General features: G+C 65.3%; 22 protein-coding genes. 17 read left to right on the top strand and 5 right to left on the bottom strand.

What is annotated here, in order from left to right; translation table 11 throughout:
- Positions 1–33 precede the first annotated feature (33 nt).
- The 7 genes from C2I35_RS15360 to C2I35_RS15335 all read left to right on the top strand — a co-directional run bounded on the left by C2I35_RS15360 (position 34) and on the right by C2I35_RS15335 (position 4,860).
- Positions 34–366 (top strand): hypothetical protein, encoded by a 333-nt coding sequence (locus tag C2I35_RS15360; RefSeq protein ID WP_103763945.1) that lies wholly within the window; start codon positions 34–36, stop codon positions 364–366.
- Positions 363–767, top strand: a complete 405-nt coding sequence (locus tag C2I35_RS15355) for a DUF6497 family protein (RefSeq protein ID WP_103764087.1) — start codon at positions 363–365, stop codon at positions 765–767. The genes C2I35_RS15360 and C2I35_RS15355 overlap by 4 nt, the downstream gene beginning before the upstream one ends.
- Positions 768–981: 214 nt before the next feature.
- Positions 982–1,128 carry a hypothetical protein gene (locus C2I35_RS22185; RefSeq protein ID WP_170067231.1) on the top strand — a complete coding sequence of 49 codons (147 nt, stop codon included), beginning with the start codon at positions 982–984 and terminating at the stop codon, positions 1,126–1,128.
- 90 nt (positions 1,129–1,218) lie between these two features.
- Positions 1,219–1,578 (top strand): hypothetical protein, encoded by a 360-nt coding sequence (locus tag C2I35_RS15350; RefSeq protein ID WP_103763944.1) that lies wholly within the window; start codon positions 1,219–1,221, stop codon positions 1,576–1,578.
- 373 nt (positions 1,579–1,951) lie between these two features.
- Complete coding sequence (locus tag C2I35_RS15345; protein ID WP_103763943.1) at positions 1,952–2,158, top strand: hypothetical protein; 207 nt, start codon at positions 1,952–1,954, stop codon at positions 2,156–2,158.
- A 136-nt stretch (positions 2,159–2,294) separates the two neighbouring features.
- Positions 2,295–4,340, top strand: a complete 2,046-nt coding sequence (locus tag C2I35_RS15340; protein ID WP_103763942.1) for an acetyl-CoA carboxylase biotin carboxylase subunit — start codon at positions 2,295–2,297, stop codon at positions 4,338–4,340.
- A gap of 4 nt (positions 4,341–4,344) precedes the next feature.
- On the top strand, positions 4,345–4,860 hold the full coding sequence (locus C2I35_RS15335; protein ID WP_146050046.1) for a hypothetical protein: 516 nt from the start codon (positions 4,345–4,347) through the stop codon (positions 4,858–4,860).
- A 13-nt stretch (positions 4,861–4,873) separates the two neighbouring features.
- On the opposite strand, the gene C2I35_RS15330 is transcribed toward C2I35_RS15335, so the two are convergent.
- Entirely contained in the window at positions 4,874–5,329 is a 456-nt protein-coding gene (locus tag C2I35_RS15330; RefSeq protein WP_103763940.1) for a DUF4174 domain-containing protein, read from the bottom strand.
- 175 nt (positions 5,330–5,504) lie between these two features.
- Between C2I35_RS15330 and C2I35_RS15325 the strand changes: the two genes are divergently transcribed.
- Genes C2I35_RS15325 through C2I35_RS15290 form a run of 8 tightly spaced genes read left to right on the top strand, consistent with a single transcriptional unit; the run spans position 5,505 to position 12,271 of the window.
- On the top strand, positions 5,505–6,440 hold the full coding sequence (locus C2I35_RS15325) for a hypothetical protein (RefSeq protein ID WP_103763939.1): 936 nt from the start codon (positions 5,505–5,507) through the stop codon (positions 6,438–6,440).
- Positions 6,412–8,544, top strand: coding sequence for a methylmalonyl-CoA mutase (scpA, locus tag C2I35_RS15320; protein WP_103763938.1), 2,133 nt, complete (start codon positions 6,412–6,414; stop codon positions 8,542–8,544). Before C2I35_RS15325 ends, scpA begins: the two co-directional genes overlap by 29 nt.
- Positions 8,544–9,026 (top strand): MAPEG family protein, encoded by a 483-nt coding sequence (locus C2I35_RS15315; protein ID WP_103763937.1) that lies wholly within the window; start codon positions 8,544–8,546, stop codon positions 9,024–9,026. Before scpA ends, C2I35_RS15315 begins: the two co-directional genes overlap by 1 nt.
- A 1-nt stretch (position 9,027) precedes the next feature.
- Positions 9,028–9,639, top strand: coding sequence for a VOC family protein (locus C2I35_RS15310; RefSeq protein ID WP_103763936.1), 612 nt, complete (start codon positions 9,028–9,030; stop codon positions 9,637–9,639).
- Positions 9,636–10,145, top strand: coding sequence for a GNAT family N-acetyltransferase (locus C2I35_RS15305; protein WP_103763935.1), 510 nt, complete (start codon positions 9,636–9,638; stop codon positions 10,143–10,145). The genes C2I35_RS15310 and C2I35_RS15305 overlap by 4 nt, the downstream gene beginning before the upstream one ends.
- A 10-nt stretch (positions 10,146–10,155) precedes the next feature.
- Entirely contained in the window at positions 10,156–10,836 is a 681-nt protein-coding gene (locus C2I35_RS15300) for a molecular chaperone DjiA (RefSeq protein WP_103764086.1), read from the top strand.
- A gap of 3 nt (positions 10,837–10,839) precedes the next feature.
- On the top strand, positions 10,840–11,877 hold the full coding sequence (locus tag C2I35_RS15295; protein ID WP_103763934.1) for an endonuclease/exonuclease/phosphatase family protein: 1,038 nt from the start codon (positions 10,840–10,842) through the stop codon (positions 11,875–11,877).
- Positions 11,878–11,908: 31 nt separating this feature from the next.
- On the top strand, positions 11,909–12,271 hold the full coding sequence (locus C2I35_RS15290; protein ID WP_103763933.1) for a hypothetical protein: 363 nt from the start codon (positions 11,909–11,911) through the stop codon (positions 12,269–12,271).
- 30 nt (positions 12,272–12,301) lie between these two features.
- On the opposite strand, the gene C2I35_RS15285 is transcribed toward C2I35_RS15290, so the two are convergent.
- The 4 genes from C2I35_RS15285 to C2I35_RS15270 are packed head-to-tail and all read right to left on the bottom strand — an operon-like array spanning position 12,302 to position 17,896.
- Positions 12,302–13,879 carry a Ppx/GppA family phosphatase gene (locus tag C2I35_RS15285; RefSeq protein ID WP_103763932.1) on the bottom strand — a complete coding sequence of 526 codons (1,578 nt, stop codon included), beginning with the start codon at positions 13,877–13,879 and terminating at the stop codon, positions 12,302–12,304.
- A 52-nt stretch (positions 13,880–13,931) separates the two neighbouring features.
- Entirely contained in the window at positions 13,932–16,106 is a 2,175-nt protein-coding gene (locus tag C2I35_RS15280; protein WP_103763931.1) for an RNA degradosome polyphosphate kinase, read from the bottom strand.
- 48 nt (positions 16,107–16,154) lie between these two features.
- Entirely contained in the window at positions 16,155–16,829 is a 675-nt protein-coding gene (locus C2I35_RS15275; protein ID WP_103763930.1) for an HdaA/DnaA family protein, read from the bottom strand.
- The gene (locus C2I35_RS15270; protein WP_103763929.1) at positions 16,829–17,896 is read right to left on the bottom strand and encodes an AI-2E family transporter; all 1,068 of its coding nucleotides are present in this window, start codon (positions 17,894–17,896) and stop codon (positions 16,829–16,831) included. Before C2I35_RS15270 ends, C2I35_RS15275 begins: the two co-directional genes overlap by 1 nt.
- 134 nt (positions 17,897–18,030) lie before the next feature.
- Between C2I35_RS15270 and proS the strand changes: the two genes are divergently transcribed.
- Together proS and C2I35_RS15260 are read left to right on the top strand one after the other, a co-directional pair.
- On the top strand, positions 18,031–19,425 hold the full coding sequence (gene proS / locus C2I35_RS15265) for a proline--tRNA ligase (protein WP_103763928.1): 1,395 nt from the start codon (positions 18,031–18,033) through the stop codon (positions 19,423–19,425).
- Positions 19,426–19,547: 122 nt separating this feature from the next.
- Positions 19,548–20,057 carry a DUF2937 family protein gene (locus tag C2I35_RS15260; RefSeq protein WP_103763927.1) on the top strand — a complete coding sequence of 170 codons (510 nt, stop codon included), beginning with the start codon at positions 19,548–19,550 and terminating at the stop codon, positions 20,055–20,057.
- Positions 20,058–20,163: the final 106 nt, after the last annotated feature.

The raw sequence follows: 20,163 nt of genomic DNA, 5'->3' as shown, positions 1-20,163 counted from the left end.
ACCCTACGAGGACGGTCGAGGGTGCGAGCAAGAATGAGCAAGGGGTTTCATATCCTGCGTGAAGAGGGCGTGGTGACCGTTGCGCGGTGCGTGCCGGTGCGGTTCGACGTGAGCGCCGAGGCGCGCTTTGGCCCTGTGCGCAAGCTGGCGCTGGCGCAGCAGGTGCGGCAGGACCTGTGGCGCGCCTTGCGGCAGGTGCGGGGGTTTGCGCCGGTGGTGCGGGTTGCCGAGGCCGGCGGTGGCGTCACCGTGACCGCGGGCGGGCAGGTCGAGGGGCGGCACGACCGCGCCCGGCTGGAGGAGAGCATCGCGGTGCTTTTGGCCGATCCGCGCCATGTGGCGCGCTGGACGAGGTGGGCGCGATGAAGGGGATATGTGCAGGGACGCTGGCCGCGCTGATCGCGCTGGCCGCCCCAGAGCAGGGCGAGGCGCAAGAGGAGGAGCGCCTTGTCCTGCCGTCGGGGTTGGAGGCGGAATTGCAGGAGGTCATCACCGGCGAGGCGGCGATGGGGCTGACGGTGCGCTTTCGCTTCATAGCCGAGGGCTTTACCGGCACGGAGGATTTCGAGACCCAGGCCGCCGACCTGGAATACCTGTGCAACGGGTATGCGCTGGAGCGGATCGACATGAGCGAAACGACCCCGGATCGCATCGTGATCTCGCTGGCCGACAGGCCCTCGCAATTCGGGCAATTCGACCCCGATGTGGCGCAGATTTTCGAGAGCTTCTCGGTCGCGGACGCCGCCTGTATCTTGGAGCTGTTCTGATGGAAGCACTATATCTTGCGGGTCAAAGCGCAGGCCCTCGCCGGTTTGAGGCTTTCCAGACACAGGCGGGCGGGATTGCGCCGGCCACGTATGAAAATCGGATGGATTCCGCTATGTTCACACTCGGTTACAAACCCGTGACCCATCCCTTGAACGAGGGGCAGGTGGGGCGTTATGCGCGTCACCTGTTGGAGTACAGAGACAGGAGACAAAAATGTCGAACAGCATCAAGAGCGTCCTCGCGGTTGGTCTGGTTGCCCTCGTGGCGGCCTGCGCCCAGCAGCAGCAAGAAGAAGAATTCGTCGTGGTCGATCCCGAGCCGATCTCGACCGAGCCGACCTACACCGGCAAGCTCAAGTAAGCACGCGGACACACGACAGGGGCAGGCCCTTGGGCCTGTCCTGACCCAAGACGAGATCCGGCGGTCCCTTCGCATTGACGGAGGCGGGTCATGATAAAGCACCGCGGTTTTCCCGGGCGTCTGCCCGGCTCCGACTTTCAGTTCACCATTCGCCGCGCCAATCCGAAGGGCGCCACCGCCATCGTGCGGCGCGAACGCTATCGCGACCGCCGGCCTGCGGACAAGCGGGCGGATGCGGCTTTTGTCCGCGCGCTGTGGGAGAATTTCGGGGATCAGCCCTTCGAGCGGGGCAACCTGGATGCCGGGCGGCTGAGTTGGCTCTTTGGGCGCGAGGTGCTGCCGGCGGAAGATCCGTTCGATTCGGAGAGTTACGAGGCGTTGCTGATTCTGGATGTTCCGGCGGCGCAGCGCGCCTTTCCCGACGCCTTCGACGGAGGGGGCTGGGAATGATTGGCTCAATTCCGGTCCCTTATTTAGGCACGTTTTTGCCGACGCCCTGGAAATACACGCGAATTACAGCCGATCATCCGCAAGCTGAGATTTCCAGCTTGGCGCAACGAGCGATTGCGTGCAGGTTCGAGCCTGTAGTGGCGGCCTTTCCCCAATGGGCCGAGACATACCGTCTAAACCGTTACCCTTCCCCTGATGGGCGGCCTTTTGCAGTATTGCAAAGGCCGCCCTTTTTTGCTGCACGGTCAGAGGTTTGCAAAGGTAGGCGGGAGGTCGCCCAAATCCGGCGGCGGGGCAAGGACCGCTTTGACGCGGGGCCCGCCATGGCATTGACTGCGCGCAGTCATAATCATAGCGCGCGAGGCGATATACGATGCAGTTGGTCAAACCTTTCCTTGTTCTGGGGCTTCTGGGCCCGCTTGCGGCCTGCGGCAACACCGTGCCGGAACAGGCGCTTTTCGGCGGGGCCGCGGGCACCGGCGCAGCGGCCGTCGTGGGGGGATCGCTGCTTACCGGGGCGGCCGTCGGCGCCGCGGGCAACGTGGCGTTCTGCCAGGTCTACCCGGAAAAATGCCTGTAGCCTGAATAGCGCGCCCGGTTTCCGGGCGATTCAACCTGTATCAGACCACCCCTCGCGGCAGCGGGGCGGTGGTCTTTTTCGTATCATTTCCGACCGGCGCGCGTGCCGGGGCGGGCAAGACTGAAGGGGACGTGAGATGTTCAAGAAAATCCTGATCGCCAACCGGGGCGAGATCGCCTGCCGGGTGATCAAGACGGCGCGCAAGATGGGTATTCAGACGGTGGCGATCTATTCGGACGCCGACCGCCACGCGCTGCATGTGGAGATGGCCGACGAGGCGGTGCATATCGGCCCGCCACCGGCGTCGGAGAGCTATATCGTCATCGACAAGGTGATGGAGGCGATCAAACTGACGGGCGCCGAGGCGGTGCATCCCGGCTATGGTTTCCTGTCGGAGAACCCCAAGTTCGCCGAGGCGCTGGAGGCCGCGGGCGTGGCCTTTATCGGCCCGCCCAAGGGGGCCATCGAGGCGATGGGTGACAAGATTACCAGCAAGAAGATCGCCGCAGAGGCGGATGTGAACACCGTGCCCGGCCATATGGGCCTGATCGAGGATGCCGAGGAGGCGCTGAAGATCTCGGAAGAGATCGGCTTTCCGGTGATGCTGAAGGCCAGTGCGGGCGGCGGCGGCAAGGGTATGCGGATCGCGTGGAATGCCGAGGAGGTGCGCGAGGGCTTCCAGGCGTCGAAGAACGAGGCGGCCAGCAGTTTCGGCGACGACCGGATGTTCATCGAGAAGTTCGTGACGCAACCGCGCCATATCGAGATCCAGGTGCTGTGCGACAGCCACGGCAACGGGATTTACCTGGGCGAACGGGAATGCTCGATCCAGCGGCGGAACCAGAAGGTGATCGAGGAAGCGCCGAGCCCGTTCCTGGACGCCGAAACCCGCAAGGCGATGGGCGAGCAGGCCGTGGCGCTGGCCCATGCGGTGGGCTATTCCAGCGCGGGCACGGTGGAGTTCATCGTCGATGGCGACAAGAACTTCTATTTCCTCGAGATGAACACGCGCCTGCAGGTGGAACACCCGGTGACCGAGCTGATCACCGGCGTGGACCTGGTGGAGCAGATGATCCGCGTCGCGGCGGGCGAAAAGCTGTCGCTGAACCAGGACGACGTCACGCTGACGGGCTGGGCGATGGAAAGCCGGCTTTATGCCGAGGATCCGTATCGGAACTTCCTGCCCTCCATTGGGCGGCTGGTGCGCTATCGCCCGCCGGTGGAGGTGGCGGCTGGGCCGCTGCTGGACAAGGGCAAGTGGCAGGACGAGGCCGAGGCCGGAGAGACGGCGGTGCGCAATGATACCGGCGTTTATGAGGGCGGCGAGATCAGCATGTATTATGACCCGATGATTGCCAAGCTGTGCACTTGGGCGCCCGACCGGGGCGCGGCGATCGAGGCGATGCGCGTGGCGCTGGACAGCTTCGAGCTGGAAGGGATCGGGCACAACCTGCCGTTCCTCAGCGCGGTGATGGATCATCCCAAGTTCGTGTCGGGCGACATGACCACGGCGTTCATTGCCGAAGAGTACCCGGACGGGTTCGAGGGCGTGGAACTGGAAGAGGCGGCGCTGCGGCGCATCGCGGCCAGTTGTGCTGCGATGCACCGGGTGGCGGAAATCCGGCGCACGCGGGTGTCGGGCCGGATGGACAACCACGAGCGCCGCGTGGGCGAGGATTGGGTCGTCAGCCTGCAAGGCATCAGTTTCGAGGTCAGCATCGACGCGGATCGCGATGGCGCGACGGTGACCTTTGCGGATGGCGGCAGCCACCGGGTCTCCAGCGGCTGGACGCCGGGCGACGCGCTGGCGGTGCTGAACGTGGATGACGAGACGCTGGTGCTGAAGGTCGGCAAGGTTTCGGGCGGGTTCCGCATCCGCAACCGGGGCGCGGATCTGAAGGTGCATGTGCGCACGCCCCGGCAGGCGGAACTGGCGCTGTTAATGCCCGAGAAACTTGCCGCTGATACATCGAAGATGCTGCTGTGCCCGATGCCGGGCCTGATCGTCAGCGTGAACGTCGCGGAGGGCGACGAGGTGCAGGAAGGCCAGGCGCTGTGCACCGTGGAGGCGATGAAGATGGAAAACATCCTGCGGGCCGAGAAAAAGGCCCTGGTGACCAAGATCAACGCCGGTCCGGGTGACAGCCTGGCGGTGGATGACGTGATCATGGAGTTCGAATGACGCGGTGAGCCTTAGCGGTCATCATATCCTGCCGGTGGCGATGGCGGGCGCGGTCCTGCTGGGCGCCTGCACGCGCGACGACGAGGTGTCGATGCGGGCGCGGCTGGCGCCGTGGTTCAGCCTGGGGGAAACGCTGGCGTTTTCGTCCAAGGCGCGGTGTTCCGCGGCGGCGTTTCGGCTGGTAAGCTCGGATATCGGCGCCGGGGTGCCGGTGGAGCGCAATGTGCCCGACATGCTGCGCGCATTGCCGCGCCGGGGCGTTGCGGCGCTGGACGACCCGGAGATGACGCCGGATGCGGCGATGGTCGACGCGGTCAACATGCAGCGCACCGTTGGCATGGGGATGCGCCGCGCAGGGCTGGAGGCGCGGCTCTGCATGGAGGGCAAGGTGGGGGTGGAATTCCGCCGCCTTCTGATGCGGCCTGAGACCGTGCTGGCTTATGAGACGACCGAGGGCACGCTGATGCTGATGGACCGCGCCAACCGGGTTCTGGTGGTCGCGGCGGGAGAGCGGGCATGAATGGCGCGGGGGATCAGTTGCCGCTCAGCCGGTCGCGGATTTCCTGTTGCCGGATGGGCATCTTGTCGATCGCGCGCGAAAGCTCGCGCACGCTCCACGGCGCGGGTTTGCGCAGCTCGACCTTGCCGTCCTTGCCGATGAGCGCCAGCATGAAGCCGCGCGGGCGCAGCGTACGACGCAGGTCACTGTCGGCGGACGGGTCGGTGTCTGTCAGGACCACGACGTCGCGTCGGTCCAGATCATCCAGCCGGTCGGTGATGAAGTTCATCTGTTCGATGTATCGCGGGTCCGAGGCGTTGTCCGCAAAGACGACGATGGGGCGCTTTATCCAGAGAAATTCTTTCAAATCGACGCTTTCGCCGGGAAGTATGATCCCGTCATTCAGCGATACATCGGTCGCGCGGGCGCTGTTCGCGACGAATGAAAACGAAGTAAGCGCCAGAAAAGAAAGAACGATCAGCTTGCGCATTTGGCCTCCTGCTCGACCAGATATAAGGCCCGGGGCGCCGAAAGCGAAGGCCGTTTGGCCGCAGGGCCGCGAAAATTTTACCGTTAATCCCGTGGTCAGGTCCCGCGGTGCAGGGTTGCGCGACGCAAGGTCGACCGCCCGTGTATCGCGGGCCGCACGGGAAAGGCGCGTGATCATGGATGTTGTTCTGCATATCGGGGCCCACCGCACGGCTACCACGACATTTCAGGCTTATCTGGCGGAAAACCGCGCCGCGTTGTCGCGGATGGGCGTCACCGCCTGGGGCCCGAAACAGACGCGCGATGGCCTGCTGACCGGGGTGATGCCAATGGACAGCCCGCGCCCGCCGCAGGACCAGTTGGACCGCGCGCGTGCCCGCATTGCGATCAATATAGCCAAGGAGCGTCGCGCGGGGACGCGGGTGCTGGTGATCAGCGACGAGAACATGATCGGCGCGCCGCGTCGCTGCCTGCGGCAGGGGCGGCTTTATCCCGATATCGGCCAGCGGCTGGCACGGTTCGCCCACGCCTTTGACGGCCAGGTGACGCGGGCCTGCCTGTCGATCCGCAGCCACGAGAGTTTCTGGGCGTCGGTCGTGTCCTACGGCGTGGCGCGGGGGCATCGCGTGCCCCACCGCGCGCCGCTGGACAGGCTGGCGGCCTCGCCGCGGCTGTGGCGCGACGTGGTGCTGGACGTGGCCTGCGCGCTGCCCAAGGTCGAGCTGACCGTGCTGCCCTACGAGATTTTCGGCGGCCTGCCCGAGCGGGTGCTGGAACACATGACAGGGCTTGGCCCGATGCCGCGCGCCCATGCGCGGGAGTGGATGAACCAGGGCCCCGGCCTGGGCCAGTTGCGCCGGATCGTGAAGGATCGCGGCGGCGACCCCGCGCGCCTGCCCGAGGGGCCTGGCAAGTGGCAACCGTTCGACGACACCGCCTTGCGTGACATGCGCGAGGCCTATGCCGATGACCTGTTCTGGCTGCGTGCCGGGGCGGAAGGATTGGCGCAACTGACAGAGGAAACCGGACCGGCCAAGACGGGGACAACCCCGCGCCCGGACCAGAAGCGAAGAGGACAAGACGATGGGATCGAAAACCGACGATTGGCGTAAGATCGCGGAAGGCGAGCTGAAGGGCCGCCCGCTGGACGACCTGACGTGGAAGACCCTTGAGGGGATCGACGTCAAACCGCTTTACACCGAGGAAGATGTCGAGGGAATGGACCACCTTGGCACCATCCCCGGGCAGGCGCCGTTCACGCGCGGCGTGAAGGCCACGATGTATGCCGGGCGGCCCTGGACGATCCGGCAATATGCGGGTTTCTCGACGGCCGAGGAATCGAACGCGTTCTACCGCCGCAACCTTGCGGCAGGGCAGCAGGGCGTCAGCGTCGCCTTCGACCTGGCAACGCACCGTGGTTACGACAGCGATCACCCGCGCGTGGTGGGCGACGTGGGCAAGGCGGGCGTGGCCATCGACAGCGTCGAGGACATGAAGGTGCTGTTCGACGGCATCCCGCTGGACCAGGTGAGCGTCAGCATGACGATGAACGGCGCGGTGATCCCCGTGCTGGCCAGCTTCATCGTCGCGGGCGAGGAACAGGGGCATGACCGCAGCGCCCTGTCGGGCACCATCCAGAACGACATCCTGAAAGAGTTCATGGTGCGCAACACCTATATCTATCCGCCCGAGCCCAGCATGCGGATCGTCAGCGACATCATCGAGTTCACGGCGAACGAGATGCCGCGCTTCAACTCGATCAGCATCTCGGGCTATCACATGCAGGAGGCGGGCGCGAACCTGGTGCAGGAGCTGGCCTATACGCTGGCGGACGGGCGCGAATACGTGAAGGCCGCGATCGAGGCGGGGATGGACGTGGACCGCTTTGCCGGGCGGCTGTCGTTCTTTTTCGCCATCGGCATGAATTTCTTCATGGAGGCGGCGAAGCTGCGCGCGGCGCGCCTGCTGTGGCACAGGATCATGACGGAGTTCGGGGCGAAGAACGACCGCTCGAAGATGCTGCGGACCCATTGTCAGACCAGCGGGGTCAGCCTGCAGGAACAGGACCCCTACAACAACGTGGTGCGCACCGCCTACGAGGCGATGAGCGCGGTTCTTGGGGGCACGCAGAGCCTGCACACCAACGCGCTGGACGAGGCCATCGCGCTGCCCACGGATTTCAGCGCGCGGATCGCGCGGAATACGCAGCTGATCCTGCAGGAAGAGACCGGCGTGACGGCGGTGGTCGACCCGCTGGCGGGCTCTTACTACGTCGAAAGCCTGACAGCCGAGCTGGCCGAAAAGGCCTGGGAGCTGATGGAAGAGGTCGAGGAAATGGGCGGCATGACCAAGGCCGTCGCCAGCGGGATGCCCAAGCTGCGGATCGAGGAAAGTGCCGCGACCCGTCAGGCGATGATCGACCGGGGCGACGAGGTGATCGTCGGCGTCAACAAGTACCGCAAGGACAAGGAAGATCCGATCGACATCCTGGACGTGGACAACGTCAAGGTGCGCAAAGGGCAGGTCGAGGCGCTGGAGCGCATCCGCGCCGAGCGTGACGAGGACGCCTGCACGAAAGCACTGGATGAACTGACGCGCCGCGCCAAGGACGGCGGCAACCTGCTGGAGGCCGCGGTCGAGGCGGCACGGGCACGGGCTACTGTGGGGGAAATCAGCATGGCCATGGAAAAGGAATTCGGACGGCACCGCGCCGAGGTGAAAACGCTGGCCGGGGTCTACGGCAAGGCCTACGAGGGTGACGAGGGGTTTGCCGCGATCCAGAAATCGGTCGAGGCCTTTGCCGAGGACGAGGGGCGTCGGCCCCGGATGCTGGTCGTCAAGATGGGGCAGGACGGGCATGACCGGGGCGCCAAGGTGATCGCCACGGCCTTTGCCGACATTGGCTTCGACGTGGATGTCGGCCCGCTGTTCCAGACGCCGGACGAGGCGGCGCAGGATGCCATCGACAACGACGTGCACGTGATCGGCATTTCCAGCCAGGCGGCAGGGCACAAGACGCTGGCGCCGCAGCTGATCGATGCGCTGAAAGACAAGGATGCGGGCGATATCATCGTGATCTGCGGCGGGGTCATTCCGCAACAGGATTACGAGTTCCTGACCAAGGCGGGTGTGAAGGCCATTTTCGGCCCCGGCACCAACATCCCCGAGGCGGCGCAGGATATCCTGCGGCTGATCCGCGAGGCGCGGGCAGCCTGATGCAAAAGCGGCCCACGATCCTGGTCGGCATGGCAGCGGGGCTTGTCTGGGCCGTGGCCGTGTTGTGGATCGGGCGCCAGATTCCGGTGCCGATGGCGATGATGCAGCCGACGCTGATGGGGGCTGCGTTCGGCCCCGGCGTGGTGCTTGTGCTGATGATCGGACGGCTGGCGCAGCGGCGGTTTTTCGACGATGACACGATCGACGGGCAGCCGCTGACGGGCGGTGCTGCGATCGACGCCAGGGTGTTGCAGAACACGGTCGAGCAGGTGGTGCTGGCCTTGTGCATCTGGCCGCTGGTTGGCTTTTTCCTGGGCGCGGGCACGGTGCTGGCGCTGGGGATCGGCTTTGCCGTGGCGCGGGTGGCGTTCTGGGTGGGGTACCACGTGGCGCCGCCCTTGCGGGCCTTCGGGTTCGCGGCGACGTTCTATCCGACAGTGCTGGCGGCGCTCTGGGTGCTGTGGCGGCTTACGGTGGGGTAACATGCTGAAACTGGATCATTTCGCGGTGGCGGCCGAGACGCTGGACGAGGGCCGTGCCTATGCAGAGGAGAGCTTGGGCATCGCGTTGCGGCCCGGGGGGCAGCACGCGCATTTCGGCACGCATAACATGCTGCTTGGGTTGGAGGACGGGCTTTACCTGGAAGTTATCGCGATCGACCCCGAGGCACCCGCGCCGGGCTATGCGCGGTGGTTCGATCTGGACCGGTTCGAGGGGCGGCCGAGGCCGACGAACTGGATCTGCAATACGCCCGATCTTGGCGCGGTGGTGGCGCGGTTTCCGCAGGCGGGTGTGCCGGTGCCGCTGGCGCGGGGCGACTTGCGCTGGCAGATGGCGGTGCCCGAGAATGGGCGGCTGCCGTGGGACAACCTGTTTCCGGCCGTGATCGAATGGCAATGCGCGCAGCACCCCGCGCAGATGTTGCCGGCGTCGGGCTGTCGGCTGGACCGGCTGGTGGTGACGCACCCGGAGGCAAAGGCGCTGGAGGCGGCGCTTGGGCCAGTGTTGAGCGACGGACGTGTCGTCTATGAGACCGGCCCGGTGGCGTTGCGGGCGGAGTTGACCACGCCGCGCGGGGCGTGCGTGCTGGCATGAAGGTCCGGGCGGCGGAGGCCAGCGACGCGGCGGCGCTGGCGGGGATCGTCAATCACTATATCCGCGAGACCACGGTCAGTTTCACCGAAGACGAGAAGACCATGCTGGAAATGGCGCTGGCCATAAAGACGCGGGACGAGGCGGGCCACGGGTTTCTGGTAGCCGAGGACGCGGGCGAGTTGCTGGGCTATGCCACCTACGGGCCGTACCGCAACGGCTCGGGCTATCGCGAGACGCTGGAGCATACGGTGCTGCTGCGCCCCGGCGCAGAGGGCAACGGGGTGGGCCGGGCCCTGATGGCGGCGCTGGAGGAACATGCCCGCGCGGGCGGCGTGCATTCCCTGATCGGCGGGATCAGTGCCGAGAACGACGGCGGCATTGCCTTTCACCGCAGGATCGGCTTCGTCGAGGTGGGGCACGTTCCGCAGGCCGGGCTCAAATTCGGGCGGCGGATCGATCTTGTTCTGATGCAGAAACTCCTGTCCCCCGGGGGCCACGCCCTTTAGGTTGGCCGCCATGTCGATCTGGAGTCGCATATCCGAGGCGCTGTCGGCGCTGGCCAGTGGCGAGCCGCTGACAAGCGTGTTCGACCGGTTGCGCACGCCGCCCGAGCGGACGGTGGCCTTTGCCATTGCCGTGATCGCTCTGGGCGCGAAGATGGCCAAGGCGGACGGGCAGGTGACGCGCGACGAGGTGACGGCGTTCCGCGAGGTGTTCCAGATCGCCCGCGACGACGAGGCGGGTGCGGCGAGGGTGTTCAACCTTGCGCGGCAGGACGTGGCGGGGTTCGAGGAATATGCCAAGCGGATCAAGGCGATGTTCGGCGAAGATGCAGCGACGCTGAACGACTTGCTGGAAGGGCTTTTTCACATCGCGGTGGCGGACGGGGTGTACCATCCGAACGAGGATATCTTCCTGTCGGAGGTGGCCACGATCTTTGGCCTGCCCGAGCGGGAGTTCAACACGCTGAAAAGCCGCTTCGTGCCGGATGCGCGGCCCGATCCCTATGCGGTGCTGGGGGTCACGCCCCACACGCCGCTGGCCGAGATCCGCAAGGTCTGGCGCGACAAGGTGCGCGAGATGCATCCCGACCGGATGGTGGCGCGCGGCGTGCCGCAGGAGGCGATCAAGCTGGCCGAAAAGCGCCTGACCGACGTCAACGACGCGTGGGAGCAGATCCAGCGCGAGGCGGCCTGAGCGATGCGGTTCGCCACTTATAACATCGAGTGGTTCAACGCGCTTTTCGATGACCATGATGCGGTGCTGGACGACAATGGACCTTCGGCGCGGTACGGTGTGACGCGGGGCGATCAGCTTGCCGCTCTGGGAATGGTGTTCACGGCGATGGATGCCGACGCGGTGATGGTGATCGAGGCGCCGGACAGCAATGGCAAGCGCGATACGGTCAAGGCGCTGGAGGCGTTCGCGAGGCTGATGGACCTGCGCGCGCGCAAGGCGTTGATGGGGTTCGTGAATGATACGCAGCAGGAGATCGCGCTGCTTTACGACCCGGACGTGATGACCTGTCGGCATGATCCCAAGGGCGAGGAAACCGGCAAGAAAGGGTCGAGTGGGGCGCCGCGCTTCGACGGCGTGTTCCGGATCGACCTGGATATCGACGCGACGGAGGATCTGGTGACGTTCTCCAAGCCGCCGCTGGAAGTGGCGGTGGAGGTGAAGGGTGGGTTCGGGTTTCGCATGATCGGCGCGCATCTGAAGTCGAAGGCGCCGCACGGGGCCACCACGCGGGACGAGGTGATGCGGCTGTCCATTGCCAACCGGCGCAAGCAGCAGGCGCAGGCTGTGTGGCTGCGCAAGCGCGTCCGGGCGCATCTGGAGGCAGGTGAGCACCTGATGCTGCTGGGAGACCTGAATGACGGTCCGGGTCTGGATGAATACGAGAACCTGTTTGGCCGCTCGTCGATCGAGGTGATCATGGACGGGGCCGAGGCGGGCGGCTTGCGGCTTTATGATCCGCACGCGCGACGGGCGCTGACCCAGCGGATCGGCGCCCAGAACAGCACCGCGCGGTTCTACCTGAAGGACGAGGGACGGTACCTTCAGGCGCTGTTGGATTACATCATGATTTCCAGTGGGTTGCGGGCGAAGGGGCCGAAATGGCGCATCTGGCACCCGTTCGAGGACCCCGATTGCTGGAAGGTTCCGGACCTGCGCGATGCGCTGCTGGCGGCGTCGGATCACTTCCCGGTCACGCTGGATATCGACCTGACATCTTAAAATCGCCACGCAGACGCGCTATATTGGGCGTATGAAACGCATCGTACCCATCGCCGCCCTGTCGTTGTGCCTTGCCGCCGCGCCCGCCCTGGCGCAGGAGGAAGAGGACGAAGGCTTTTCCCTGATGGAGCGCGGGGCGCAGATGTTCATGGAAGGCATCATGCGCGAGATGGAGCCGGCGATGCGCGATCTTGAAGGGATGGCGAAGGACATGCAGCCGGCGCTGCGGAATTTCGTCGAGGAGATGGGCCCGGCCTTTGCCGACCTGATGGGCCAGATCGATGATCTGAGCAATTATCACGCGCCCGAGATGATGCCGAACGGCGATATCATCATCCGCCGCAAGACGCCGCTAGAGCAAGAGATCGACCCCGACGAGGAAATCGAGATCTGAGGCGGGTCGCCTTTGATCTCTTGATTGGTCCTAGGACTTGCCCGGCACGGCCTTAGCGCGGCGCGGGCGCAGCAGCTTGACGTCAAATTCGGCCTGAAGCGTGTCGGCGAGCGAGGCGAGGCGCGTCTGCGCCACCTCGCCGTAGAGCGGCACGGCTTCTTCCGTCAGACGCAGGACAAGCTGCTTCTTCTTGGGGTGCCATGTCAGCTCGCCCAGCTGCGTGTCCTTGCGCAGCCAGAACATGGCGGCAAAGCGCATGGCCTTGCCCAGAACTTCGGCCTGGTGCTGGTCACGCTCGTCCAGAAGTTCGGCGAGTTTCTCGAACTGGGTGCCATCACGCTTGTTGGAATAGCGGTGCATCAGGGCAAGGCCGAGAAAAACCCGCTCGGAATGCTTGAGCCCGCCCAGGTTGGCGCGGGTGGCGTTGTCGAAACAGTCCTGCGCCCGGTAGTCGGGATGCGAGCGCCAGCTGACATCGTGCAAGAGGCAGGCGGCGCGGATGATGCGCAGTTTGTCGTGCTTGGCACTACGAAAGAGCGGTTCCACGAAGTGATAGATGGCGCGGCCATAGCCGGGCAGGCGGGCGTCCTTGGCCTCGGCAAAGCGGCAGGCCTCGATCAGGGGGTCGCGGTCGCGCAACTGTTGGGGCATCTGTTCGTACAAGAGCCCCTCGCGGATGCCGTAGCTGGACACGGCGATGTCGCGGGGGCCGAAGGTCTTGACCAGGCGGCGCAGCACCTCGGCGGCGTCGGGGACGAGGGCCATCCGCTGAGAGGAAACGCCGGCGCGGTTGCGGAGCTCTTCGGAGTCGTTGTCGGCGATGTAGTCGGCGGTCTTGCGCACGTCCTTGGGGGTCATGCGGTATTCGTGCAGCACGTGCAGGGGATAGCCGCGGCGTTCCATGTCGATCTTGGCGATGGCGCGCCACGAGCCGCCGACGAGAAAGAGGCGGTTCTTCTGCTCGCCCAGCTGGTCGTGCATGCGCTCCAGCGTGTCCTTGATATAGGCCTTGCGGGCCTTCTTGCCGCCCTTGACCTCCTGCAGGGAGAAGGGGCCAAGGCGGGAGGTCAGGCGCTTGCCGACCTGTCCGCCGTTGATCTCGGCCAGTTCCATGGACGAGCCGCCGATGTCGCAGACAAGGCCATACGAGCCGGGCCAGCCCAGAAGCACGCCCTGGGCCGACAGGCGCGCCTCTTCGGGGCCGTCGACGACCCAGAGGTGGACGCCTGTTTCGCGCTTGATCTCGTCGCGGAAATCGTCGCCGTCGGTGGCCTCGCGCACGGCGGCGGTGGCCACGGCGGTCAGCGGGCCGGTGTCCATGTTCTCGGCCAGCCGGGCGAAGCGTTTCATGGCGGCCAGCGCGCGTTCGCGGCCCTCGGGGTTCAGGCGGCCGGTTTCCGACAGGCCCTGGCCGAGGCCGCACATGATTTTCTCGTTGTAGAAATAGGCCGGGCTGCGGGCGGCGCCGTCGAACACGACCATGCGGACGGAGTTGGAGCCAACGTCGACCACGCCCACGCGGCTGAGCGCCTTGGCCGCGTCCTTGTCGAAAAGCGGGCGCCCGAAGGGGCCCCATTCGCTGTGTTCAGGATCGGTCGTGCCGTCCATGACATCCCCGGCTTGGTAACGGCCCCCTATATGCGACAGGGGGCCGGAAGGGTCAATCGTCGGTATGGGTGAGTTTCGGCACGTCCGCCGCCCCGGCGGAGCCGCGGCCCGACAGCGACGGGTTTTCCATGAAGAAGCGGTGGCAGTTGAAGGCGAAGGTGCCTTCCTCGGTCAATTCGCGGTGGAAGCTGCCGTCTGGGGACATCACCCAAGTCTGCGCCACGTCGGCGAGGTTGGCGGCCATGACCTGGCCCACGATCTGGGCCTTGACGGTGGGGTTTGTGATCTCGACGAGGGTTTCGACGCGGCGGTTGAGGTTGCGGCCCATCCAGTCGGCGGAGGACATGTAGACCTTGGCTTTTTTCGAGGGCAGGCCCGCGCCGTTGCCGAAACAGACGATGCGGGAATGCTCGAGGAAGCGCCCGACGATGGACTTGACGCGGATGTTTTCCGAAAGCCCCTTTATCCCCGGGCGGATGCCGCAGATGCCGCGCACGACAAGGCAGATCTTCACGCCGGCCTGTGAGGCGGCATAGAGCGCGTCGATCACGTCGGGTTCGATGATGGAATTCATCTTGGCCCAGATCTCGGCCGGTTTGCCGGATTTGGCATGCTCGATCTCGGCGGCGATCATTTCCAGCAGGCGCGGCTTCAGCGTGGTGGGCGAGATCGCGAGGTTTTCCAGCTTTTCGGGCTGGGCGTAGCCGGAGAGGTAGTTGAAGACCTTGGTGGCGTCGCGGCCCAGCGAGGAATCGCATGTGAAGAGGCTGAGGTCGGTGTAGATCTTGGCCGTGATGGGGTGATAGTTGCCGGTGCCGTAATGGGTGTAGGTCACCAGCTTGTCGCCCTCGCGCCGGACCACGGTCGAGATCTTGGCGTGGGTCTTGAGGTCTATGAAGCCATAGACCACGTGGGCACCCGCACGTTCCAGTCGCCGCGACTGGCGGATATTGGCGGCCTCGTCGAAGCGGGCCTTGAGTTCCACGAGCGCGGTGACGGACTTGCCGTCTTCGGCGGCCTCGCAGAGCGCCTCGACGATGGGGCTGTCCTTTGAGGTGCGGTAGAGAGTCTGCTTGATCGCCACCACGTCGGGATCGCGGGCCGCCTGCGTCAGGAAGCGGATGACCATGTCGAAGGTCTCGTACGGGTGGTGCAGCAGCATGTCCTTTTGCCGGATGGCGGCGAACATGTCGCCGTCATGGTCCTGCACGCGCTCGGGCACGCGGGGCGTGAAGCTGGGCCACAGAAGATCGGGGCGGCTGTCGAGCACCATTTCCTTGAGATCCGCCAGCCCGATCATGCCGTCGACCTCGACCACCTCCTCGGGGCGGACTTCGAGCTTCTGCATGATGGTGCGGCGCAATTCCTCGGGCGCACCGGAAGAGATTTTCAGGCGCACGACTTCGCCGCGGCGGCGGCGTTTAAGGGCGACCTCGAACTCGCGCACGAGGTCCTCGGCCTCTTCCTCGACTTCGAGGTCGCTGTCGCGCAGGACGCGGAAATTGCAGTGTGCCTTGTAGGTATAGCCCGGGAAAAGGTGATCGAGGTTCAGCAGCAACAGGTCTTCGAGCGGCAGGGCGCGGAACTGGCCCGGCTCGGACGGGACGGTGATGAAGCGGTCGATCTGGTTGGGGATGGGCAGGAGCGCCTGAAGAGGGCGCTTGTCGGACTTGCGCTGCATCTGGAGCGCCAGCGAATAGCCGAGGTTCGGGATGAAGGGGAAAGGGTGCGCGGGATCGACGGCCAGCGGCGACAGGACCGGGAAAACCTGTTCGAGGAAGATGTCGCTGAGATGCGCGCGGTCATCCTTGGTCAGGCTGTCGATGTCGAGGATGATGATGCCCTCGGCCTCCATTTCCTGCCGCAGGTCTTCGAGGGTGCCCTGTTGCTGGGCCAGAAGCTTGCGGGCGTCTTCGTCGATCAGGACAAGCTGTTCGGCGGGGGTGAGGCCATCGGCGGCAGGCGTGGTGTTGCCGGCATGGGCCAGCTCGCGCAGGCCCGCGACGCGGACATTGTAGAACTCGTCGAGGTTGTTGGCCGAGATCGACAGGAAGCGCAGGCGTTCCAGAAGGGGGACGCGCGGGTTCTGCGCCTCTTCGAGAACGCGCCAGTTGAAGCCCAGCCAGCTGAGCTCTCGGTTGAAGAAGCGCCCGGGGCCGGTGATGTCGAGGCCGTCGATCGTCACGGGGGCCGGGGCGGTGGACTTGAGGAAATCGGCGTTTGTCATGTGGCCCTTATGGGATTGCGACGTAACGATAAGGTGACGACTGTGCCGTTACATCCCTGCCTTGTCCAGCACGTCGCGGGCAAAGGGACGGGTGAGCGCGCGTTTGCGCGAAAGTGCGGCGGAATCGAGCAGGGCGACGACCTGGCGGGCGGCCTCGAACGAGCGGTCGATGCGGCGCAGAAGGTAGGGAATGACGTCCGGCGTGGGCGTCAACTGGCGGTCGTCGAAGAGCTTGGCGAGGATCGCCGTCAGCAACATGTCGTCGGGCAGGTCGAGTTCCACGGCGGGCGTGCCCTGCACGCGGCTGGCAAGGTCGGGCAACGCGAGGTTCCAGTACTTGGGCGCTGTGCTGGCCGTCAGCAGCAGGGAATGGCCCTCGGCCAGCGTCAGGTTGTGCAGGTGGAAAAGGGCGGTCTCTGAGGCGTCCTGTCCGGCGATGGTCTCGCAATCCTCGACCGCCACGTGGCTGCGGGCGAGGGCGGGAATGTCGGCGCCGGGCAGGTCAGAGGCGGGCAGGATCGTGGCGCCGCTTTGCGCCGCCCAGACATGGGCGAGGTGGGTCTTGCCCGCGCCGGGCGGGCCGTGCAGCACCAGCTTGCGGGCGGGCCAAGATTCCCACGTATCTATAAGGGCGACGGCCTGCGCATTGGCGGCGGAAACGAAAAAATCCTCCCGCCCGTGTGCCGGTTTGGCGGGCAGGTCGAAGCTGAGCTGCTGTGCCATTATTCGGTGTCCCGGTCGCCTTGCCCGGTATAGAGGGCACTGTCCATGTATTGCTGTACGCCGAAGCGGGCAAGAACGCCGATGGCCGCTGCCACCGGCACCGCGACCAGCATGCCCACAAAGCCGAAGAGCGCGCCGAAGACCGACAGCGCGAAGATCAGCCAGACCGGGTGGAGGCCGACGGATTCACCGACCAGCTTGGGCGTGAGGATGTTACCCTCGACCACCTGTCCCAGCACGAAGATGCCGGCGACGAGGCCGATGGACAGCCAGTCGCCCCAGAACTGGAAAAGCGCGAGGCCGATGGCGAGCGCGCCGCCGAGGATGGCGCCCACGTAGGGGATGAATGTCACGAGCCCGGCAAAGGCGCCGACGACCAGTCCGAATTGCAGGCCCACCAGCATCAGCGCCACGGCATAGTACGTGCCGAGGATCAGGCAGACCGTGCCCATGCCGCGGATGAAGCTGGCGAGCGTCTGGTCGATCTCGCGCGCCAGACGGCGGATCACCGGGGCATGGTCGCGCGGCAGAAGGCGGTCGATCTCGGCAATCATGCGGTCCCAGTCGTAGAGCAGGTAGAAGGCCACGACCGGCACGATCACCAGGAGGACCACCACGTTGACGAGCGAGCCGACCGACGTCAGCACGGTTTCGACCACCTGCCCGCCGCGTTCCTGGATGGTGGTGCCGAGCGTGGCCAGCGACTGGCGCAGGGTGGAATCCTGGTCGACGAGATCGGGAAAGCGGGTGGTGAGGAAGTTTTGCAGGTCGTTGAAGAGCTGCGGCGCGATGTCGATCAGGTTGGCGGTCTGATTGACCAATGTGGGAATGACCAGCAGCGCCATGATGACGAAGATGCAGATCGCCACCAGCGTGATAAGCGCGACCGCCACGGCGCGCGAGGCGCCCAGGCGTTCGATCCGGTCCGCCACCGGGTCGAGGAAATAGGCCACGGCGCCGCCCAGCACGAAGGGCAGGATCACGTCGCCAAGGAACCACATGACAACGAGGAACAGCGCGATGGCGATGCCCCAGAATTGAAATTGTGTCCGGACGGGAAGGGCCATGCCACCTCGGAAGAACGAAATGCGTCTCCTTGCTTTTCGCGCAAGGGGGGCAGCGTTGCAAGCGCCTTCCGGCTTGTCTGGCGGGCCTTGAGGTCATAAACGGGGCCTAAGCACGCAATGACCAGAGGTTCCCCATGCGCCTGTCCAAGTATTTCCTGCCGGTTCTGAAGGAGACGCCCTCGGAGGCGCAGATCGCGAGCCACCGCCTGATGCTGCGGGCGGGGATGATCAAGCAGGCCAGCGCGGGTATCTATTCGTGGCTGCCGTTGGGCTTCAAGGTGTTGCGCAAGCTGGAGAATATCGTGCACGAGGAGCAGGTGCGGGCGGGGCATATCCCGATGCTGATGCCGACGCTGCAATCGGCGGACCTGTGGCGCGAAAGCGGGCGGTACGATGCCTATGGCCCGGAAATGCTGCGCATTCGCGACCGGCAGGATCGGGATATGCTCTATGGTCCGACGAACGAGGAACTGATCACCGATATCTTCCGCGCCCATGTGGGCAGTTACCGGGATCTGCCGCTGACGCTGTATCATATCCAGTGGAAATTCCGCGATGAGATCCGGCCGCGTTTCGGCGTGATGCGGGGGCGCGAATTCTTCATGAAGGACGGCTATAACTTCGACCTGACGAAGGAAGACGCGCTGCACGCGTATAACCGCCACCTGGTCAGCTACCTGCGCACCTATGAGCGGATGGGCTTGCAGGCCATTCCGATGCGGGCGGATTCCGGCCCGATCGGGGGGGACGACACGCATGAATTCCTGGTGCTGGCCGAGACCGGCGAGTCCGAGGTGTTCTATGATAGCCAGATCACCGACCTGAAATTCGGCGAGCGCGAGATCGATTACAGCGACAAGGCGCAATGCCAGGCGGTGCTGGAAGAGTTCACATCGCGTTACGCGCGGACGGACGAAACGCACGATGAAGAGGTGTTCAACAAGATCCCCGAGGACCGCCGCCGCGTGGCGCGGGGCATTGAAGTGGGCCAGATCTTTTATTTCGGGACGAAGTATTCCGAGCCGATGGGCGCCACGGTGCAGGGCCCCGACGGCAAGCCGGTGCCGGTGCATATGGGCAGCCACGGGATCGGCGTCAGCCGCCTTGTGGGTGCGATCATCGAGGCCAGCCATGACGACAAGGGCATCATCTGGCCCGAGGGCGTGACGCCGTTCCACGCCGGGATCGTGAACCTGAAACAGGGGGACGGCGAGGCGGATGCGGCTTGCGAGAAGCTGTATTCGGCGCTGAAGGCCAAGGGGCTGGATCCGCTCTATGATGACCGCGACGAGCGGGCAGGCGGCAAGTTCGCGACGATGGACCTGATCGGCCTGCCGTGGCGGATCACCGTGGGGCCGCGTGGGCTGAAGAACGGCGTGGTGGAACTGACCAGCCGCCGGACGGGCGAGAGCGAGGAGATGGCGCCCGAGGGCGCAGTCGAGAAGATCGCCGAGATCTACGCGCCGCATCGCGGTGAGGCCGGCACGGTAGAGCCGATGGAGGATCGGTCGTTTCACACCTGGATGTAACGGGCTTGCGGCGCCGGGACTGAGCCGGTGCCACAACCGTTCACGGCAATCTTTATTTCTGGATTCGCGCGAAACGCGCTATACTTGCCTCAAAACAATAAAAGACAAAAAGAGGCAGAGCGATGATTACCAAGGGACTGGCCCTGGCGGGCGGGCTGTGCTGTGCGCTGGCCGCGTCGCAATTTCCCGAGTTTTCGCAACAGTATAAGCAGCGTTTGTCGGGCGCCGTGGATGAATTGGCATGGGTGGTCGAACGGTTCGACTCCGATGCCGCGGCGCTTGGCCTGAGCCGCGACGCGGCGCTGAGTGACCTTGCGCGCGGCACCGCCATGGCGCAGGCGCGAAGCGAGAGCATGGGGCAGGTCCTGATCCGGCATGAGCGGTTGTCTGCCCATCTGGAGCATCTGCAGACGACCAATTCCGTCAGCGCGGCGCTGATCGGGTGGCAGTACCTGGACCCGGAGCTGGCGCGGAAGACATGGGGTGATTTCGAGCCTGCCGTGCCGGCGACGGTGGCGGGGGCGGGCTTTGGCCTTGGTGGGTTCCTGGCGGGGTACACGCTGATCGCGATGCTGCTGGGTGGATTGGGCCGAATGGTGCGGCGCAGGCCGGAGGCGACACCGGCGGAGTAGGCCTGTCAAACAAGCCCGCGCAGGGCGAAGGCCGCGAGCGCAAGCGCGAGGAGGCCGACGATCAAGAAGACCGCGCGACGGATGCGGTTGCGTGTTGTTTTCGCGG

Source organism: Roseovarius confluentis (genome assembly GCF_002917925.1).
GTDB lineage: Bacteria > Pseudomonadota > Alphaproteobacteria > Rhodobacterales > Rhodobacteraceae > Roseovarius > Roseovarius confluentis.
This window is presented reverse-complemented; position numbering and strand designations above follow the sequence as displayed.

Coding starts and splice junctions, on each gene's coding strand:
- C2I35_RS15360 (WP_103763945.1), top strand. CDS start 34: ATGAGCAAGGGGTTTCATATCCTGCGTGAAGAGGGCGTGGTGACCGTT.
- C2I35_RS15355 (WP_103764087.1), top strand. CDS start 363: ATGAAGGGGATATGTGCAGGGACGCTGGCCGCGCTGATCGCGCTGGCC.
- C2I35_RS22185 (WP_170067231.1), top strand. CDS start 982: ATGTCGAACAGCATCAAGAGCGTCCTCGCGGTTGGTCTGGTTGCCCTC.
- C2I35_RS15350 (WP_103763944.1), top strand. CDS start 1,219: ATGATAAAGCACCGCGGTTTTCCCGGGCGTCTGCCCGGCTCCGACTTT.
- C2I35_RS15345 (WP_103763943.1), top strand. CDS start 1,952: ATGCAGTTGGTCAAACCTTTCCTTGTTCTGGGGCTTCTGGGCCCGCTT.
- C2I35_RS15340 (WP_103763942.1), top strand. CDS start 2,295: ATGTTCAAGAAAATCCTGATCGCCAACCGGGGCGAGATCGCCTGCCGG.
- C2I35_RS15330 (WP_103763940.1), bottom strand. CDS start 5,329: ATGCGCAAGCTGATCGTTCTTTCTTTTCTGGCGCTTACTTCGTTTTCA.
- C2I35_RS15325 (WP_103763939.1), top strand. CDS start 5,505: ATGGATGTTGTTCTGCATATCGGGGCCCACCGCACGGCTACCACGACA.
- scpA (WP_103763938.1), top strand. CDS start 6,412: ATGGGATCGAAAACCGACGATTGGCGTAAGATCGCGGAAGGCGAGCTG.
- C2I35_RS15315 (WP_103763937.1), top strand. CDS start 8,544: ATGCAAAAGCGGCCCACGATCCTGGTCGGCATGGCAGCGGGGCTTGTC.
- C2I35_RS15310 (WP_103763936.1), top strand. CDS start 9,028: ATGCTGAAACTGGATCATTTCGCGGTGGCGGCCGAGACGCTGGACGAG.
- C2I35_RS15305 (WP_103763935.1), top strand. CDS start 9,636: ATGAAGGTCCGGGCGGCGGAGGCCAGCGACGCGGCGGCGCTGGCGGGG.
- C2I35_RS15300 (WP_103764086.1), top strand. CDS start 10,156: ATGTCGATCTGGAGTCGCATATCCGAGGCGCTGTCGGCGCTGGCCAGT.
- C2I35_RS15295 (WP_103763934.1), top strand. CDS start 10,840: ATGCGGTTCGCCACTTATAACATCGAGTGGTTCAACGCGCTTTTCGAT.
- C2I35_RS15290 (WP_103763933.1), top strand. CDS start 11,909: ATGAAACGCATCGTACCCATCGCCGCCCTGTCGTTGTGCCTTGCCGCC.
- C2I35_RS15285 (WP_103763932.1), bottom strand. CDS start 13,879: ATGGACGGCACGACCGATCCTGAACACAGCGAATGGGGCCCCTTCGGG.
- C2I35_RS15280 (WP_103763931.1), bottom strand. CDS start 16,106: ATGACAAACGCCGATTTCCTCAAGTCCACCGCCCCGGCCCCCGTGACG.
- C2I35_RS15275 (WP_103763930.1), bottom strand. CDS start 16,829: ATGGCACAGCAGCTCAGCTTCGACCTGCCCGCCAAACCGGCACACGGG.
- C2I35_RS15270 (WP_103763929.1), bottom strand. CDS start 17,896: ATGGCCCTTCCCGTCCGGACACAATTTCAATTCTGGGGCATCGCCATC.
- proS (WP_103763928.1), top strand. CDS start 18,031: ATGCGCCTGTCCAAGTATTTCCTGCCGGTTCTGAAGGAGACGCCCTCG.
- C2I35_RS15260 (WP_103763927.1), top strand. CDS start 19,548: ATGATTACCAAGGGACTGGCCCTGGCGGGCGGGCTGTGCTGTGCGCTG.